The following is an 18,422-nucleotide window of genomic DNA, read 5'->3' on the forward strand; positions in this document are numbered from 1 at the left end:
GCCCCGGCCGGAGGGTCGGTACGGCTCAGGCCGGCCGCGCCTCCCCGAGGAGCTGCTCGCGCACGACGCGCCGCAGCACCTTGCCGATGAGCGAGCGCGGCAGCTCGGGCAGCACCACGAGGTCGCGGGGGACGGCGTACCGCGCGAGCCGCTCCCCGCACCAGGCGCGCACCGCGGCGAGGTCCACGGCCGGCGCCCCGGGCTCGAGCACCAGCGCCGCGACCACCTTCTCGCCCAGGTCGCCCGCCGGCAGGCCGACGACGGCCACGTCCCGCACCCCGGGCATGCCCCGCAGGTGGTCCTCCACCTGGGAGGGGTACACCTTGAAGCCGCCGGTGACGATCATCTCCTTCAGGCGGTCGACGAGGACGACGAACCCGTCCTCCTCGACGCGGACGAGGTCGCCGGTCCGCAGCCAGCCACCGGGCAGGAGCTGGTGGGCCGTCTCCTCCGGCCGCCGCCAGTACCCGGCGAACACCTGCGGCCCGCGCACGAGCAGCTCGCCCTGAGTGCCGGGCGGAACGTCGACGTCCGGGTCCTCGGGGTCGACCACGCGGACGTCCGTCGACGGGAACGGCAGCCCGAGCGCCCCGGGCCGGCGGGCGGGGGACAGGGGGTTGCCCAGCGCGACGGGACCGGTCTCCGTCATGCCATACCCCTCGACGACGAGCCCGCCCGTGAGCCGCTCCCAGCGCGCCGCGGTCGCCGCCGGCAGCGCCATGGCGCCCGAGAACGCGTACCGGAAGGACGTGAGGTCGGCGCCGGACTCCTCGGCCGCGGCGGCGACGCGGTCCAGCATCGGCGGGACGGCCGGCAGGAAGGTCCCCGGGCGGCGGCGCTGCGCGGCGAGGAACATCGCGGGGTCGAACCGCGGCAGCAGCACGAGCGTCGCGCCGGTGCGGACCCCGTAGAACAGGCACAGCGTCAGCCCGAAGGCGTGGAAGAACGGCAGGACGGCGTAGAGCGTCTCGGTGCCCTGCGGGTCGCCCGTCCAGGCCGCGCACTGCACGGCGTTGGCGACGAGGTGCCGGTGGTGCAGGACGGCCGCCTTCGGGGTGCCCGTGGTGCCGCCGGTGTACTGCAGGAGCGCCACGTCGTCGGGCGCGGGACCGGGGTGGTCCGCGGGGAGGGGTGCGGCCGCGGCGACGAGCGCGTGCCAGGACGGGATCCCGGCGGGGACGGGGGCCCGCAGCTCGTCGCGCCGGCGACGGGCGGCCGGCACGGGCAGGCGCAGCGCGAGCCGGGCGCGCCGCGGCAGGTCCGTGGTGAGATCCACGGCCACGACGGTCCGCAGCTCCGGCGCGCCCTCGCCGCCGTCGCGGGCCGCCAGCACCGCCGCGAGGGTCCGCTCCCACACGATCGCCACCTGCGCCCCCGAGTCGCGCAGCCCGTGCCGGAGCTCGGCCGCGGTGTGCAAGGGGTTCTGCTCGACGAGCACCGCCCCGAGCCGGAGCACCGCGTAGGCGGCGACGACGTGCGCCGGGCAGCTCGGCAGCGCCACGGCGACGCGGTCCCCGGGCCGCACCCCGAGGGCGTGCAGCGCACCCGCCGCCCGCTCGACCTGCCGTGCCAGCTCCGCGTACGTGGTGGTCGCGCCGAGCAGGTCCAGCGCGACGCGGTCCGGCCACCGGGCGGCGGCCCTCGCCAGCCCGGCGGGCAGCGCCTCGTCGGGCACCTCGACGGTGCGGGGGCCGTGCGTCGGGGAGGCAGGGGCGTCGTCGGCGAGCACGGGCCCACCTTACCTACGCATGCGTAGGTAAGCCGGGAGACCCCAACCCGGACGAGTTGCCCGGGGACCTGTGCGTTGGTTTCATGGCGGAGGCGTCCAGCGTGCGCCGGGCAGGGGGCCCGGTCGCAGCGGCGGCCCCCAGGTCGAAGCAGCGGCCTCGCCGGGCCGGTGGCGTCGGACAGGGGACCGATGCAGGCGCACGACGACGACGGGGTCGACATCGGACCCTCGGGCGTCGTCCCGGCGGGCACCACCGCGCGGGGCGCCCCTGACGCGCCCGGCGCGCCGACGGGCCAGGGCGACCCCGCCTCCGGCCACGACGGCGGCGCCCCGACGGCGCTCCTCGAGAGGCTGGCGGTGGCCGTCCTCGTCGTCGACGACGAGCTCGTCGTCCGCTTCGCCAACCCCGCCGCGGGGCGGCTGCACGGCGTCGACGCGGCGGAGCGGCTCGTCGGGCGCGCGGCCCTCGCCCTCGTGCCGCCCGACGAGCACGACGTCCTGCGCACGGCGGTCGGCGAGGTGCTGGCGCGGGGGGTGCGGCAGGGCCGACGCCGCGTGCTGAGCGCCGCCGGCCGCCCCGACGAGTCGGTGCGCCTCGTCGACGAGCACGCGACCGCTATCGTGTGGGAGGGCCGGCCCGCCGTCCTCAGCACTCTGTCGGACGTGACGGAGGACGACGAGCGGCGGTCCCGCGCGCTGGCGGCCCGGCGTCCCGTGGCGCAGCTCGCGCGGGCCGCCGTCGGGTTCGTGCAGGTCCTGCCCAGCGGGGTCGTCGCGGAGGCGAACCCGGCCGCCGCGGCGCTCGCGGGACGTCCCTCCCTCACGGGCGTCCGCGTGCTGGAGCTCGTCGCACCCGGGGACCGGCCGGCGGTCGACCACCTGCTGCGCACGTTGCTGGCCCCGGGGGACCCGGCCCTCGCGTCCGTCCCGCCGGTGTCGGACGTCCGGCTCCGGGTTCCCGACGGCACCACCCGGCCCTGCCGCCTCAGCGGGTTCCGGCTGGGCGAGCCCGGGACGGCGGGCGGCGGCGCGGGGACCGGTGGTCCCCTGGCCGCCCTCGTGCTCGTCGACGACGCCGACCGGTCGGCCGCGCTGCAGGAGGCGGGCGCCCGTGCGGAGCGGACGGCGGCGCTGCTGCGCGCCGTCCCCGACGCGCTCGTCGTGTGCGGACGCGACGGCACGGTGCTGCAGGTCAACGACCAGGCCGAGCACCTGTTCGGCTGGGCCGCGGACGAGCTCGTCGGGCAGCCGATCGAGGTCCTCGTCCCGGGCGCCCGCCAGCCCGGTCACCGTCGGCTGCGCGACCAGTACGTGGGCACGCCGCACGCCCGGCCCATGTTCACGGGCGCGGGCATCGCCGCGCTGCGCAAGGACGGCACGGAGGTCCCCGTCGAGGTCAACCTCGCCGCAGCGGTGCTCGACGGCGAGAGCGTGGTCGTCGCCTCCGTGCGCGACACGAGCGAGCAGCGCCGCGTGCAGGAGGCGCTGCAGGCCTCGCACGACCTCGTCACCGGGGTGCTCGGCGCGGCGACGGAGCAGGCGATCCTCGCCATGGACCTCGAGGGGCGCCTCGAGCTGTTCAGCCGCGGCGCCGAGCGGCTGCTCGGCTACCGCGCGGAGGAGGTCCTCGGCGGCCCGGCGTCGCGGTTCGACCACCCGGACGCAGACCTGCGGGCGACCTGGGGCCTCGCGCCCGGCGAGCCGCTGCACGAGCGCATCCAGGCCCTCGTCGGCACCGGCGTGTCCTCCACCCGGCCCTGGGCCTACCGGACGAAGGACGGCGGCCGGCGGGAGGTCCTCCTGTCGGTGACCGTGCGGCCGGGGCCGACCGGCCCCAACGGGCTCATCGTCGTCGCCACGGACATCACGGCCCAGCTCGTGCAGGAGGAGGAGCTGGCCGCCAGCCGGCAGCGGTTCGAGGCCGCCTTCACGCACGCGCCGGTCGGCGTCGCGCTCGTGGACGTCCGGTCGGGCAGCGCCGGCCGCTTCCTGCAGGTCAACGAGGCCATGACGCGGATGCTCGGCTACACGGAGGCGGAGCTGCTCGACGCCTCCCTCGCCGCGCTGGCCCACCCCGACGACGCCGGCCTGGCCGAGGCCGGGTTCGCGGGGCTCGCCGCCACGGTGCGGTCCGACGTCGTCGAGCACCGGTTCCTGCACGCGGACGGGCACGACGTCTGGGTGGAGGTGTCCTTCGCCGCCGTCCAGGACGGCCACGGCAGCCCCGACTACGCCGTGTGCATGATGAACGACGTCACCGACCGCAAGCGCGCGGAGGCCGAGCTCGTGCACAACGCGCTGCACGACGCGCTCACGGGCCTGCCCAACCGGGCCCTGCTCACCGAGCACCTGCACCAGGCGCTCGCGCGCTCGCGGAGCGTGGGCGCCGGTGCCGGGGTGCTGTACATCGACCTCGACAACTTCAAGGACGTCAACGACTCCCTGGGCCACGCCGCGGGTGACCAGTTGCTGGCCGCGGTGGCCGAGCGGCTGCTGGGTGCGGTGCGCGAGCGGACGTGGCCGGCCGGCTCGGCGGTGACGAGTTCGTCGTCGTCTGCGAGAACGTCGTGGACGCCGACGGCATCGCCGCCGTCGCCGAGCGGGTGGCGCGCGCGCTGTCGGTCCAGGTCCCCGTGGGAGACCGGACCGTGCAGGTCTCGGCGAGCATCGGGGTGGCCTACGCCTCCGGGCCGGACGCCCGGCCGGAGGAGCTGCTGCGCGAGGCCGACATCGCCATGTACCGGGCCAAGGCCAACGGGCGCGGGCGCTTCGAGTTCTCGGACCCCGGTCTGCAGGCGCGGGCGCTGCGCCAGCTCGAGCTCGAGGCGGACCTGCGGGCGGCGCTCGAGCTCGGCGTCGCGCCGTCCGTGCCGGGCCCCCGCCGGCGGGCCGACGCCGAGCCGGAGGGACAGCTCTTCCTCGACTACCAGCCGTGCTTCGACCCCCAGGACGGCCGCATGGTCGCCTGCGAGGCCCTGCTGCGCTGGCGGCACCCCACGCGTGGGCTGCTGTCGCCCGGGGCGTTCCTCGACGTGGCCGAGGAGCGGGCGCTCATGGTGCCGCTCGGCGCCTGGGTGCTGCGGGCGGCGTGCGCGCAGGCCGCGCGCTGGTGGCACGCCTTCGGCGACGAGGCGCCGGAGGTCTGGGTCAACGTCTCCGCGGGCCAGATGGGCCGCGACCGCTTCCCGCAGCGCGTCCGCGAGGTCCTCGACGAGACGGGCCTGCCGGCGCGGCTGCTGGTCGTGGAGCTCACCGAGCGGCAGGCGCTGACCCTCTCCGACGGCGTGCTGGCGGACCTGCGGGCGCTGGAGGGGATGGGCGTGCGGCTGGCCATCGACGACTTCGGCACGGGGTACGCCGGCCTGGACTACCTGCGCAAGCTGCCCGTGCACGTGCTCAAGCTCGACGGCTCCTACGTGGCGGCCATCGGCCGGGACAGCTCGGGGACGGCGCTCGCGGCGACGGTCGTCGCGCTCGGGCGCGCGCTCGACCTCACGGTGGTGGCCGAGGGCATCGAGACGGCCGAGCAGCGGGCGGCCGTGCAGGACTTCGGCGTGGACCTGCTGCAGGGGTACCTGCTGGCCCGGCCCGGGCCGGTGGAGCAGGTCGAGCGGCTCGTGGCCCGGCAGGCCGCCACGGGCTGAGCCGGGTGGCCCCGGTGGAGGCCGAGGTCGCAGGGCGCGGGGCGCTAGCGTGTGCGCGACCTGTCGAGCACCCCGGGGGACCACCGTGAGGACCGCACGCGCCCTGCACCTCGTCGTCGCGCTGGTCGCGCTGACCGGGGTGGCGATCGAGCTCGTCACCGCCCTCGTCGAGGGCCCGGGCACGGCTCCCACGCACCCGGAGCGCGTGGTCCGCCTCTTCAGCTACTTCACGATCCTGTCCAACGTGCTCACCGGCCTCGTGCACACACGGCTCGCGGTGCGTCCCGACCACGACGGCCGGGTGTTCCGGGTGCTGCACCTGGACGCGCTGCTGTGCATCGCGGTGACCGGGATCGTGTACCACGCGGTCCTGGCGGGGCTGCGCGAGCTCACGCCGTCCGGCGCGCTGGCGGACCTCCTGCTGCACACCGTGGCGCCCGTGGGGGCGGTGCTGACGTGGGCCCTCGTCGGGCCGCGGCCCCGCACCTCCACCCGGACGGTCCCGCTGGCGGTCGTGCCGCCCCTGCTCTGGATCGGCTGGACGTTCCTGCACGGGACCTGGGACGGCTGGTACCCGTACCCGTTCCTCGACGTCGCCGAGCTCGGGCTCGGGCGCGCGCTGCTCAACACCGGGGCCGTGGCCGTCGTGTTCCTGCTGCTCGCGGGTGGCGTGCGCCTGCTCGAGCGCGTGCTGCCGGCCGCCCCGCGCGGCGGTCGCGGCCCGCACGACGCCCCCCGGCCCGTGGGGGCGTCGGCGGGTCCCCCGCGCATGTGACCGTCCTCTCGCGGCCAGGGGGCGGGACGGGCGCGTCCCGGTGGGCCGCGGTGGCTACGGTGACCCCCGTGTCTGCTACCACCCCCGACGAGGACGACCTCCGCGACCTGGCCCGGCACGAGGTGCCGGAGCCGCTGCGCAACGACGTCCGCGTGCTCGGCGAGCACCTGGGCCGCGTCCTGCGCGAGGCGGGCGGCGAGGAGCTGTACCGCGACGTCGAGCGCCTGCGGGAGCTGGCCATCCGCGCGCACGACGGGAGCGACCCCGAGGCCTTCGCCGAGGCCGAGCGGCTCGTCGCGGAGATGGACCTCGACCGTGCCGAGCAGGTGGCCCGCGCGTTCACGTGCTACTTCCACCTGGCCAACGTCGCCGAGGAGAACCACCGCATCCGGATCCTGCACGAGCGGGAGTCGGCGCTGCCGCCCCGCCAGCTGACGGCCGACGACTCCCTGCCGGCGGCGCTGCAGCAGCTCGAGGAGGAGGTCGGCGCCGAGGAGGCGCGCCGGCGGCTGCAGGAGCTGGAGTTCCGGCCCGTCCTCACGGCGCACCCCACGGAGGCCCGGCGTCCGGCGGTCGCGCGCGCCATCCGCCGCATCGCCGAGCTCGTCGCGGAGCGGGACCGCCTGCACATCGGCGGCACGTCGTTGGCGGAGAACGACCGCCGCCTCCTGTTCGAGATCGACATCCTCTGGCGCACCTCGCCGCTGCGCACGGACAAGCCCACCGTGCTCGACGAGGTCCAGACCGTGCTGGGCGTCTTCGAGAGCACCTTCGTCGACGTCTTCACCGCGGTGTACCGCCGGCTCGACGACTGGCTGCTGGGGGAGCGGGCCGGCGTGACGGCACCCGTCGTGCGCCCCTTCGGCCGCCTCGGCACGTGGATCGGCGGGGACCGCGACGGCAACCCCAACGTCACCGCGCGCATCACCCGCGAGGCGGCGACCCTGGCGTCCTCGGCCGTGCTCACCGCGCTCGAGGCGTCGGCGCGGCGCGTCGCCGAGCGCCTCACCCTCGAGGCGACCGGCACCCCGCCGTCGCCGGCGCTGGCCACCCTCTGGCGGCGCCAGCGGATGCTGTCCGAGGCGCTGGCCGACGCCACGGCCGGCGAGGCGCCGGGCGAGGTGCACCGCCGCGTGCTGCTCGTCGTCGCCGGACGCATCGCCGCGACCCGCAGCCGCGACGCGGACCTTGCCTACGCGAACCCGGCCGAGCTCGAGGCCGACCTCGCCGTGGTGCAGGCCTCCCTGCTCGAGGCGGGCGCGCCACGCGTGGCCTACGGCGCCCTGCAGAAGCTCATCTGGCAGGTGCAGACCTTCGGCTTCCACCTGGCCGAGCTCGAGGTCCGCCAGCACTCCCAGGTGCACGCCGCCGCGCTGGCCGACATCGCCGAGCACGGCGTCGACGGCCCGCTGGCCGAGCGGACCGTCGAGGTGCTGGACACCTTCCGGGCGCTGGGGGCGGTGCAGCGGCGCTTCGGCCAGGCCGCCGCGCGGCGCTACATCGTCTCCTTCACGCAGTCGGCCGAGCACCTCGCGGCGGTCCACGAGCTGGCGGCGCACGCCTTCACCGGCTCCGACGAGCTGCCGGTCGTCGACGCGATCCCGCTGTTCGAGACCTTCGCCGACCTAGAGGCGTCCGTGGACATCCTGGAGGCGTCGCTGGAGGTCCCGGCCGTGCGCCGGCGCCTGGCGGAGAACGGCGGCCGCATCGAGGTCATGCTCGGCTACTCCGACTCCTCCAAGGACGTCGGGCCGCTGGCGGCCACGCTGGCCCTCGACGACGCACAGGCGCGGATCGCGGCCTGGGCGCAGGGACACGGCCTCGTCCTGACCCTCTTCCACGGCCGCGGCGGCGCGCTCGGCCGCGGCGGCGGCCCCGCCAACCGCGCGGTGCTCGCGCAGCCCCCGGGCTCGGTCGACGGGCGGTTCAAGCTCACCGAGCAGGGCGAGGTGATCTTCGCCCGCTACGGCGACCCGACGATCGCGGCCCGCCACATCGAGCAGGTCGCGGCGGCGACGCTGCTCGCGGCCGCGCCGTCGGTCGAGCGGCAGAACGCCGAGGCCAAGGAGCGCTACGCGGACCTCGCCGCGCGCCTCGAGGGCACCTCGCGCCGCCGGTTCCACGAGCTCGTGCGCGCCGACGGCTTCCCGCAGTGGTTCGCGGAGGTGACGCCGCTGGAGGAGCTCGGGCTGCTGCCCATCGGGTCGCGCCCGGCCCGCCGCGGGCTGTCGGTGTCCTCCCTGGACGACCTGCGCGCCATCCCCTGGGTGTTCTCCTGGTCCCAGGCGCGCATCAACCTCGCCGGCTGGTACGGCCTGGGCAGCGCGCTGGCCGAGGTGGGCGACGAGGACCTCCTGCGTGAGGCGTACGCCACCTGGCCGCTGCTGGCGACGTTCGTCGACAACGTCGAGATGTCGCTCGCCAAGACCGACGAGCGCATCGCGGAGGCCTACCTGGCCCTCGGCGACCGGGACGACCTCGCCGCGCTCGTCCTCGGCGAGCTGCGGCTCACGCGCGAGTGGGTCAACCGGGTCACGGGCAGCACGAGCCTGCTGTCGCGGCGCCGCATCCTCGGGCGCGCCGTGGCCCTGCGCTCGCCGTACGTCGACGCGCTCTCGCTGCTGCAGCTGCGCGCGCTGCGGGCGCTGCGGACGGGGGACGCGCCCGAGAGCACGGACGACCTGCGCCGGCTGCTGCTGCTCACGGTCAACGGCGTGTCCGCGGGCCTGCAGAACACGGGCTGACCGTCGCCGGCGCCCGCCGCCGGCCTGACGACGACGGCCCCCGTCACCTCCCGAGGGAGGCGACGGGGGCCGTCCGTCGTGCTGGGGGCGTCGACGCCGTGCCGGCGCGCCAGGGTCAGGCCTGGGCGGAGGACCCGCGGCCGCGACCGCCGCGCCGCCGGCGACGACCGGTCCCGTCGGCCGCACCGGCCGTCCCGCCGCCGGCGGCACCCGTGCCGGGGCCGCCCCCGGTGCGCGCGCCGCCGCCGGCGGCCGCCCGGCCGCCGGACGTGGCCGGCACGGGGAAGTGGTTGAGGGCCGTGCGGCGCCGCGCGCCGCCGCCGGCCGCCGCACCCGTGGCGCCGGAGCCGCCGCGGGCGGCCCGGCCGGTGGGGGCACCGGCGGACGCGGTCGTCGTCGTCGTGCCGCCCGCGGCCCGGGCGGCCCGCGGGGCGCGTGCGCGCTGGACCGGCGCCGGGGCGGCCGGCGCGGGCTCGACGTAGGGCGCCGCCTCGCCCGCGAGGGCCTCGACGACCGCGTCGCCCGGGCGCACGCTCTGCGGGCGGGCCGTGATCTTCGCGGCGCGGGTCAGGACCCGCACGTCCGAGCGCTCCTCCGGCAGCACGAGCGTGACGACGTCGCCGCCGGCACCGGCGCGGGCCGTGCGGCCCGAGCGGTGCAGGTAGGCCTTGTGCTCGGCCGGCGGGTCGACGTGCACGACGAGCTCGACCTCGTCGACGTGGATGCCGCGTGCGGCGATGTCGGTGGCGACGAGCACCTTGACCGCGCCGGTGGAGAACGCCTCGAGGTTGCGCTCGCGGGCACCCTGGCCCAGGTTGCCGTGCAGGTCCACCGCGGGGATGCCCGAGGCCGTGAGCTGCTTGGCCAGCTTCTTCGCGCCGTGCTTGGTCCGCGTGAACAGGACCCGTCGGCCGGTGCCGCCGGCGAGGCGGTGGACGACCTGGCGCTTGGCCTCCGGGTCCGCCAGCTCGAGCACGTGGTGGGTCATCGCGACGACGGGCGAGGAGGCCGTGTCGACGCTGTGCTCGACCGGGTTGCGCAGGTAGCGCTTGACGATGATGTCCACGCCGTTGTCGAGCGTGGCCGAGAACAGCAGGCGCTGGGTGCCCGCGGGGGTGCGGTCGAGGATGCGCTTGACGCCTGGCAGGAAGCCGAGGTCGGCCATGTGGTCGGCCTCGTCGAGCACGGTGACCTCGATGCCGTCGAGCGTCAGCAGGCGCTGGCCCAGCAGGTCCTCGAGGCGGCCGGGGCAGGCGACGACGACGTCGACGCCGGCATCCAGCGCGACGACCTGCCGGTGCTGGGACACGCCGCCGTAGATCGTCGTGGTGCGCAGGCCGTACGCCTGCGCCAGCGGCGCGAGCGTGGCCTCGATCTGGTTGGCGAGCTCGCGCGTCGGGCACAGCACGAGGGCACGCGGCCGCCGGGCCCGGCGGGCCGGCTGCGGCGACGCGCCGGCGAGCCGGGCGACGAGGGGGAGCGCGAACGCGATGGTCTTGCCCGAGCCCGTCCGCCCGCGGCCGAGCACGTCCCGGCCCGCGAGGGAGTCCGGGAGCGTGGCGGTCTGGATGGGGAACGGGGTCTCGATGCCGCTGTCCGCGAGCGAGCGGACGAGGGGTGCGGGCACGCCGAGGTCGGCGAAGGAGGTCATGGGAACCTTCCGGGTCGTGGGCCGTGGGTCGCCGCCAGAGCACCGACCTGCGGCGCCCGGGAGGGGCGCGGGCAGGGGCCGGGGGGATCTCCACGACGCGGGGCGCGCGGAGTCGCGCAGCCCATGTCGTCCCATGATCGCACACGAGTCCTGTCCTGCCCAGGGGCGCGGCGCCGACGCCACGCCCGGCGCGTCCCGGGGTGCGCGGCCCGTGCGTCCTACGCTCGGGGCGTGAGCGACGGCGGGAACGGCGACTTCGAGTTCGAGCGCCGGTTCTTCGTCCGCGAGCTGCCCCTCGACCTGCTCGACGGGTCGCCGGCGCTCGTCGTGCAGAGCTACCTGCTGGCGGACGAGGGGTGGGCCGTCCGCGTGCGCGTCCAGGTGCCGGCCGTGGACGTCGGCGCGCTGGGCGGGGGCCCCGGCGGCCCCACGGACGTGGACCCGCGGACGCTGCTGGAGCGGTGGGCCGGGGCCGTCGACTTCGCCGCGGTGACCGTCAAGGGGCCCATGGTGGAGGGCACCCGCTACGAGGCCGAGCGGGAGCTCGACCCGCTCGTGGGCGTCGAGCTCGTCCGGCGCGGTGGCGCGGTGGTGGGCAAGTGGCGGCACGCGGCCTGGCTGGGTGACGACGGCTGGGTCGTCGACGTCTTCGTCGGGGCGGACGCCCCGCTCGTCGTCGCCGAGGTGGAGCGCGGCGGGCCCGTCACGGACCTCACCGTGCCCGCCTTCTGCACGACGGAGGTGACCACGGACGGACGGTTCGCCAACGACGCCCTCGCGCACCAGCCGTACGGCGGCTGGGCGGGCCGCTTCGAGGCGGAGCTCGCCGCGCGCGGACCCGTGTTCCTCGAGGGGCTGGGGCACAACCACCTCGACGGGGGCGCGCGGGGCTGAGGCGGGAACACCCGGGGCGGCGACTTGGTTGACGCGACAAACAACCGCGCGTCACCCGGAGGCCCTCGTGAGCAGCACCAGCAGCACCGGTACCACCAGCAGCATCCCCCCGGCGTCGGCGTCGGCGCCGGCGTCGGCGTCGGAGCCGGCACGGCGTCGCGACGCCATCGCCGCGGGGACGGGGATGGACGCGGTGACGCTCCTCGTCGGGGACCTCGACCGGCAGCTCTGGTACTACCGCGACGTCCTCGGGCTGGAGGTGCTGTCCGGCACCCCTGGTGCGGGGTCGGCGACCGGGCGCGTGGCCGGCGACGACCGGCCGGACGTCGTCGTCCTCGGCCGGCGCGCGGTGCCGCTGGTCGTGCTGCGGCACGCGCCCGGGTTGCCGCCGGTGCCCCGGCACGGCGCCGGGCTCTTCCACACGGCCCTGCTGTTCGACGACCGTGCCGGGCTCGCCGCCGCGCTGGCCTCCGTCGCGCGGCTGGCCCCGCAGACCTACGTCGGGGCGGCGGACCACCTCGTCTCGCTGGCCTTCTACCTGACGGACCCCGAGGGCAACGGCGTCGAGCTGTACTGGGACCGCGGGCGCGAGCAGTGGCGGCGCACGCCCGACGGCGGCGTCGTCATGGACTCGCTGCGCCTGGACCCGAGCGCCTTCCTCGACGAGCACCTCGACGAGGCCGCCCCGACGTCGGGGGCCGTCGTCGGGCACGTGCACCTGCAGGTCGGCGACGTGCCGAGCGCGCGCCGCTTCTACGTGGACGCCCTCGGCTTCGACGTGACCGCGCAGTGGCACGGCGCCCTCTTCGTCTCGGCCGGCGGGTACCACCACCACCTGGCGATGAACACCTGGAACAGCGCCGGGGCCGGCCCGCGCGCGTCGACCCTCGGCCTCGGGGAGGTCCGCATCGTCGTGCCGGCGGCGGACGACCTCGGCGCCCTCGCCGACCGCGTCGCCCACGCCGGCGTCGTCGCCACGCCGGACGGCCCGAGCCTGCGGTTCGAGGACCCGTGGCGCAACGTCGTGCGGGTGAGCGCCGCGGCCTGAGCCCACCGGTGCCGTCGTGCCGCCGGTGGCCGGCGCGCCGGTAGCGTGCGGGGCGTGACCGACGCGCCCGACCCCGCGGACCCGGACGCCCCCGGCTGGTCGCGGCCCCGCCCCTCCGGGGGCGAGCTGCGCGCCGACGCCGCGCTGGCCGGCGTCCTGCTGGTCGCCGCGGTCCTCACGATGGTCCTGTACCGGTCGGCGGGGTTCTACCCGGAACCGGCGTCGGGCGCCGTGTCCGTGGCGGCGCTCGTCGGGGTGACGCTGCCGCTGGCCGTGCGGCGCCGGTGGCCCTCGGCGGTGGCGGCGGTCGTGGCCGCCGCGTTCCTCGTCGGGGGGCTGCTGCACGTCCCCGAGCAGGTCATCAGCAACATCGCGCTGTTCATGGCGCTGTACACCGTCGGCGCGTGGGAGCCGTCGCGGGCGCGGGCGTCCTGGACCCGCGGCCTGGTGGTGCTGGGGATGTTCGTCTGGCTCGTCGTCGCGCTGTACTCGGCGTCCGCCGACGCGGCGGACGAGGACGCCCCACCGGGTGCGTCCGGACCGTTCTCGCCCTTCGTCGCGCTCTCGCTGGTCCAGCTCGTCACGAACGCGCTGTTCTTCGCCGGGGCCTGGTGGTTCGGGGACCACGCCTGGCGGTCCGCGCGGGAGCGGGCCCGCACGGCGCTGCGCACGCGGCTGCTGCAGGCCGAGCGCGTGCGGGCCGAGGCGCAGGCGGTGACCATCGAGCGCCTGCGGCTGGCCCGGGAGCTGCACGACGCGGTCGCCCACCACGTCTCCCTCATGGGCGTGGGCGCGGCGGCGGCGCGGACCCTGCTGCCCGTCGACCCGCCGCGCGCCGCCGAGGCCCTCGAGGGCGTGGAGGGCGCCGCGCGCGAGGCGCTCACCGAGCTGCACGGGCTCGTGCGGACGTTGCGCCAGGACGAGGGTGCGCCGGACGCGACGCCGCACGCCGCCGGCGGCGGCCCGTCGGACGGCTCGTCGGACGGCGCGTCGGACGGCTCGTCGTCTGCGGACGGCAGCTTCGGCCGGCGCGAGGCGCTCGGCTCCCTCGGCGTCGACCGGCTGCCGGCCCTCGTCGCCGAGACGACGGCGGGGGGCGTGGAGGCGACCCTCGCGGTCGTCGGGCAGCCGCGGCCGCTGCCGCCGACCGTCTCGCTGAACCTGTACCGGATCGCGCAGGAGGCGCTGACGAACGTGCGCAAGCACGCGGGGCCCGGCGCGCACGCCGACGTGCGGCTGCGCTGGCTCGACGACGCGGTGGAGCTCGAGGTGTCCGACGACGGGCGGGGCCCGCGGCGCGGCCGGGAGGCGGCGTGGTCGTCGCCGGGGTGGGGCGCCGGCGGGCTCGGGCTCGTCGGCATGCGCGAGCGGGTCGCGGCGGACGGAGGCGAGCTGCACGTGGGACCGCGCCGCGGCGGCGGCTTCCTCGTGCGCGCGTCGGTGCCGCGTCGTCGCGTCGAGGTCGGGGCGTCCGTCGGCGGTGGGGCGTGAGCGCACCGGGCACGACCGCGCCGGGCACGACCGCGCGGGGCACCACCGCCCCGGTGCGCGTCGTCCTCGTCGACGACCAGGCGCTGCTGCGCGCGGGCATCGCCGTCATCCTCGGGACGGAGCCCGGGATCGAGGTGGTCGGCGAGGCCTCGACGGGCGCGGAGGCGCTCGACGTCGTGCGCGCGACGCGTCCCGACGTCGTGTGCATGGACGTGCAGATGCCGGACATGGACGGTCTCGAGGCCACCCGCCGGCTGCTCGCCGACCCCGAGGTGCACGCTCACGTCCTGGTCCTGACGACCTTCGCGCGCGAGGACTACCTGGTCGAGGCGCTCGCGGCCGGGGCCAGCGGGTTCCTGCTGAAGAACTCGCGGCCCGAGCAGCTCGTCGCGGGTGTGCGGGCCGTCGCCGCCGGCGACGCGCTGCTGGCCCCCGAGCTCACGCGCGCCGTCATCGCGCGCGCCGTCGCGGCGGGGGCGCTCGCGTCGCGGTCGGCTCCGGCACCGGTCCCACCACCCGCTCCTGCACCTGTCCCCCCACCGGCCCCCTCACCGGCCCCCGCGCCGGCCCCCGCGCCGGCACCGGTACCGACCGGTCGGCTCGCCACGCTCACCGAGCGGGAGCTCGAGGTCCTCGGCCTCGTCGCGCGCGGCATGTCGAACGACGAGATCGCGGCGGCCCTGGTCCTCGGCCGGGCCACCGTGAAGACGCACGTGTCCAACGTCCTCATGAAGCTCGGCGTCCGCGACCGGGTCCAGGCCGTCGTGCTCGCGCACGAGCAGGGGCTCGTCGGGCGCTGAGACCCGTCCCGCCTCCGCCACGGGACGGAGGGCCCCGTCCGGCGACGACCGCGCGAGGGCTCGCCGGGCCGTCAGGATCCGTCCGCGGCCGGAGGACGCGCCGCCCCCGGCGGACCTAGCGTCGGAGCGAGGCGAGAGCCCGACGACGAGAGGGGTGCACCGTGCTGGTGCTGGAGGGGATCGAGCGCAGCTTCGGCGGGCGCCGCGTCCTGCAGGACGTGGGCTTCACCGTGCAGCGCGGCCGGCTGACGGGCTTCGTCGGCGGCAACGGGGCCGGCAAGACGACGACGATGCGGATCGTCCTGGGGGTGCTGGCCGCCGACGCCGGCACCGTGACGCTCGACGGCACGCCGCTCGACGCGGGCCGGCGCCGCCGGTTCGGGTACATGCCCGAGGAGCGCGGCCTGTACCCGAAGATGAAGGTCGCGGAGCAGCTCACCTACCTCGCGCGGCTGCACGGCTGGGACGCCGAGGCCGCGGCGCGCCGGGCCGGGGACCTGCTCGAGCGGCTCGGGCTCGCGGAGCGCGCCGGCGACCCCGTCGAGACGCTGTCGCTGGGCAACCAGCAGCGCGCCCAGATCGCGGCCGCGCTCGTGCACGGGCCGGAGGTGCTCGTGCTCGACGAGCCGTTCTCCGGTCTCGACCCGCTCGCGGTCGACGTGGTCCTCGGCGTGCTGAGCGACACGGCGGCGTCCGGGGTGCCGGTGCTGTTCTCGTCCCACCAGCTCGACCTCGTCGAGCGCCTGTGCGACGACATGGTCATCATCGCCGGCGGCCGCATCCGCGCCGCCGGTGCCCGCGAGGAGCTGCGGGAGCGCTACGGCACGCGCCGGCACGAGCTCGTCGCGGCCGGGGACGTCGGCTGGCTGCGCCAGGTGCCCGGCGTGCGCGTCGAGTCCTTCTCCGGCGGGTCCGCGCTCTTCGAGGCCGACGAGGCCACCGCGCAGGAGGTGCTGCGCACGGCGCTGGCGCGTGGTCCGGTCACCACCTTCGCCCCCGTGGTGCCCACCCTGGGGGAGATCTTCCGCGAGGTCGTCGCCGGCCCGCAGGACGCCGGGTCCGACCTCGGGACCGGTCCCGCGCCCGACGGCACCGCCGCTCCCGTCCGCCCGTCCCTGCAGGAGGTGTCCCGATGAGCACGGACGTCCGCCCCACCCCCGCCCACGGCGGTCCCGGCCGCACCGCGCCCGAGGTCCCGCCGCCCCCGCGCACCGGGCCGCTGGTGGCCCTCGTCGCCGGGCGGGAGGTCCTGGCTCAGGTCCGGACGCGGTCCTTCCAGGTCTCGACCGTCATCCTGCTGCTCGTCGTGCTGGCGGGCGTCGTGCTGCCGTCGCTGCTCGGCGGCCGGTTCGGCGGGGACACGCGCGTGGCGGTCGTCGCCGGTGCCGGCGCGGCCCTCGAGGGGCGCGAGGGCTTCGAGACCGTGCCGGCCGACGACGCCGACGAGGCCCGGCAGCTCGTGCGCGACGAGGGCGTCGACGCAGCCGTCCTGCCCGCGCCGGCGGCCTCGTCGGGGGAGGGGACGGGCGCCGACGTGCTCGTCGTCGCCCGCACCGAGGCGCCGACCGCGCTGGTCGAGGCGCTGTCGGTGACGCCGGAGGTGGAGCTCACGGACCCCGACGCCACGCCGGAGGCGCTGCGCTTCCTCGTGCCGTTCGCGTTCGGCCTCGTGTTCTTCATGGCCGCGCTCGGCTCGGGCACGATGATCGCCCAGAACACCGTGCAGGAGAAGCAGACGCGGGTCGTCGAGATCCTCCTGGCGGCGGTGCCGGCGCGGGTGCTCATGGCCGGCAAGATCCTCGGCAACGCCGCGCTGGCCATCGGGCAGGTGGCGGCGATCGCCGCCGTGGCCGTCGTCGGGCTCGTCGTCACGGGGCAGGACGACCTGCTCACCCTCGTCGGCGCGCCGGTGGCCTGGTTCGTGGGCTTCTTCGTCCTGGGGTTCGCGCTGCTCGCGGCGATCTACGCCGCGTCCGCCTCGCTCGTGTCCCGGCTCGAGGACGTGGGCTCGGTGCTGCAGCCGGTGACGTGGCTGGTCATGCTCCCGTACTTCGGCGTCGTGTTCTTCTCCTCGAACGCCACGGTCATGACGGTGCTGTCCTACATCCCCTTCAGCGCGCCGGTCGCGATGCCGGTGCGGCTGTTCTTCGGCGACGCCGCCTGGTGGGAGCCCCTGCTGGCCCTCGTGCTGCTCGCGGCCTCGACGGTGGTCGTCGTGCTCGTCGCCGCGCGGATCTACACGCGGTCCCTGCTGCGGACGGGGACGCGGGTGCGGCTGCGCTCGGCGCTGCGCGAGCGGGACTGACGCCCCCTCCCTGGATCGCGCGGGGGGCCGCGGCGGCGGTCGGCCGGGCCGGCCGCCGCCGCGTGCGTCGCGTGAGGTCGTCGCGTCGGGTCGTCGCGTCAGGTCGTCGCGTCAGGTCGTCGTCAGGCGGCCTCGGCGCCGTGCCCCGCCGGCACCCGCTCGCCGTCGCGGACGGGACCGGGGGGCGTGCCGTCGCCGAAGGGACGGCCGCCCAGGGCCTGCCGGCCGTGCGGCGTCAGCCACCCGGACAGGTCCGGCCCGGCGGGCACGATCCCCGAGGGGTTCACGTCCCGGTGGACGACGTAGTAGTGCCGCTTGATGTCGTGGAAGTCGACCGTGTCGCCGAAGCCGGGGGTCTGGAACAGGTCGCGCGCGTAGGCCCACAGGACCGGCAGCTCCGTCAGCTTCGAGCGGTTGCACTTGAAGTGCCCGTGGTAGACGGGGTCGAAGCGCACGAGCGTGGTGAACAGGCGCACGTCCGCCTCGGTGATCGTGTCGCCGACGAGGTAGCGCCGCGTGGACAGGTGCTCGGACAGCGTGTCCAGCCGCGCGAAGAGCTGCGCGTACGCCTTCTCGTACGACTCCTGGTCGCCCGCGAAGCCCGCGCGGTACACGCCGTTGTTGACGTCCCGGTAGACGTGCTCGGCCAGCTCGTCGATCTCGGCCCGCAGGTGCTCGGGGTACAGGGCCGGCGCGCCGGGCCGGTGGAAGGCGGTCCACTCCGTCGACAGGTCCAGCGTGATCCGCGCGAAGTCGTTCGTCACGACCTGGCCGGACGGCACGTCGACGATGGCCGGCACCGTGATGCCCCGCGGGTACTCCGGGTCGCGCGCGAGGTAGGCGTCGCGGATGCGCGGGATGCGCAGCACCGGGTCGAGCCCGTCGGGGTCGAGGTCGAAGGTCCAGGACCGCTCGTCGTGCGTGGGCCCGCACACGCCCATGGAGAGGGCGTCCTCCAGGCCCAGCAGCCGCCGGACGATGATGGCCCGGTTGGCCCAGGGGCAGGCGCGCGCGACGACGAGCCGGTAGCGCCCGGCCTCCACGGGCCAGCCCTCGGCGCCGTCCGCGGTGATCCGCGTCGTGAGGTAGCGGGTGTCCCGGCGGAACTCCTGGCCGGGGGTGGAGTAGACGCCCGGGGTGCTGTGGGCGTCGGTCGTGCTGCCGGGCGTGCTGCCGGTCGTGCTGCCGCTCGTGCTGCCGGTCGTGCTGCCGGTCGGGGTCGTGGTCGGGGTGCCCGTGGTCATGCCCCGATCCTCGCCGCGCCGCGGCGGGCCCGCACGCCCCGTCGGCCCGTCGCCCCTTCCGGGTGACGGGTGTCGGTGCCCGCTCGTAGGGTGCGGG

General features: G+C 76.8%; 11 protein-coding genes and 2 pseudogenes. 10 read left to right on the forward strand and 3 right to left on the reverse strand.

Features of this window, described 5'->3' with window-relative positions; all coding sequences use genetic code 11:
• Nucleotides 1-25: 25 nt before the first annotated feature.
• Complete coding sequence (locus BM048_RS10250) at nt 26-1,729, reverse strand: AMP-binding protein (protein ID WP_090032893.1); 1,704 nt, start codon at nt 1,727-1,729, stop codon at nt 26-28.
• A 189-nt stretch (nt 1,730-1,918) separates the two neighbouring features.
• Between BM048_RS10250 and BM048_RS19160 the strand changes: the two are divergent.
• The 4 genes and pseudogenes from BM048_RS19160 to BM048_RS10285 all read left to right on the forward strand — a co-directional run.
• Nucleotides 1,919-2,404, forward strand: a pseudogene (locus tag BM048_RS19160) (PAS domain S-box protein); the annotation flags it as partial.
• A gap of 302 nt (nt 2,405-2,706) precedes the next feature.
• A pseudogene (locus BM048_RS19165) lies at nt 2,707-5,373 on the forward strand (putative bifunctional diguanylate cyclase/phosphodiesterase).
• 85 nt (nt 5,374-5,458) lie between these two features.
• Nucleotides 5,459-6,148 carry a Pr6Pr family membrane protein gene (locus tag BM048_RS10280; protein ID WP_203708659.1) on the forward strand — a complete coding sequence of 230 codons (690 nt, stop codon included), beginning with the start codon at nt 5,459-5,461 and terminating at the stop codon, nt 6,146-6,148.
• A 68-nt stretch (nt 6,149-6,216) separates the two neighbouring features.
• Nucleotides 6,217-8,892, forward strand: a complete 2,676-nt coding sequence (locus tag BM048_RS10285) for a phosphoenolpyruvate carboxylase (RefSeq protein WP_239078579.1) — start codon at nt 6,217-6,219, stop codon at nt 8,890-8,892.
• A gap of 115 nt (nt 8,893-9,007) precedes the next feature.
• Here the strand turns inward: BM048_RS10285 and BM048_RS10290 are convergent, their stop codons facing one another.
• Nucleotides 9,008-10,543, reverse strand: a complete 1,536-nt coding sequence (locus BM048_RS10290; RefSeq protein ID WP_090032897.1) for a DEAD/DEAH box helicase — start codon at nt 10,541-10,543, stop codon at nt 9,008-9,010.
• 231 nt (nt 10,544-10,774) lie between these two features.
• Between BM048_RS10290 and BM048_RS10295 the strand changes: the two genes are divergently transcribed.
• From BM048_RS10295 to BM048_RS10320, 6 genes are all read left to right on the forward strand, one after another.
• The gene (locus tag BM048_RS10295; RefSeq protein WP_090032899.1) at nt 10,775-11,437 is read left to right on the forward strand and encodes a CYTH domain-containing protein; all 663 of its coding nucleotides are present in this window, start codon (nt 10,775-10,777) and stop codon (nt 11,435-11,437) included.
• Between the two features lie 184 nt (nt 11,438-11,621).
• Nucleotides 11,622-12,485 carry a VOC family protein gene (locus tag BM048_RS10300; protein ID WP_090032901.1) on the forward strand — a complete coding sequence of 288 codons (864 nt, stop codon included), beginning with the start codon at nt 11,622-11,624 and terminating at the stop codon, nt 12,483-12,485.
• Nucleotides 12,486-12,539: 54 nt separating this feature from the next.
• On the forward strand, nt 12,540-13,976 hold the full coding sequence (locus BM048_RS10305; RefSeq protein WP_239078578.1) for a sensor histidine kinase: 1,437 nt from the start codon (nt 12,540-12,542) through the stop codon (nt 13,974-13,976).
• Nucleotides 13,973-14,776 (forward strand): response regulator, encoded by an 804-nt coding sequence (locus BM048_RS10310; protein ID WP_090032902.1) that lies wholly within the window; start codon nt 13,973-13,975, stop codon nt 14,774-14,776. Before BM048_RS10305 ends, BM048_RS10310 begins: the two co-directional genes overlap by 4 nt.
• A gap of 161 nt (nt 14,777-14,937) precedes the next feature.
• Nucleotides 14,938-15,912, forward strand: coding sequence for an ABC transporter ATP-binding protein (locus BM048_RS10315; RefSeq protein WP_090032903.1), 975 nt, complete (start codon nt 14,938-14,940; stop codon nt 15,910-15,912).
• A complete protein-coding gene (locus tag BM048_RS10320; protein WP_090032905.1) occupies nt 15,909-17,081 on the forward strand; it encodes an ABC transporter permease in 1,173 nt (390 codons plus the stop codon). The genes BM048_RS10315 and BM048_RS10320 overlap by 4 nt, the downstream gene beginning before the upstream one ends.
• Before the next feature lie 122 nt (nt 17,082-17,203).
• On the opposite strand, the gene BM048_RS10325 is transcribed toward BM048_RS10320, so the two are convergent.
• Nucleotides 17,204-18,325: a glutathione S-transferase family protein gene (locus BM048_RS10325; protein WP_090032907.1), complete on the reverse strand. Its 1,122-nt coding sequence runs from the start codon at nt 18,323-18,325 to the stop codon at nt 17,204-17,206.
• Between the last annotated feature and the right edge of the window lie 97 nt (nt 18,326-18,422).

The sequence above is a fragment of the Cellulomonas marina genome (assembly GCF_900111925.1).
Taxonomy (GTDB): Bacteria; Actinomycetota; Actinomycetes; order Actinomycetales; family Cellulomonadaceae; genus Cellulomonas; species Cellulomonas marina.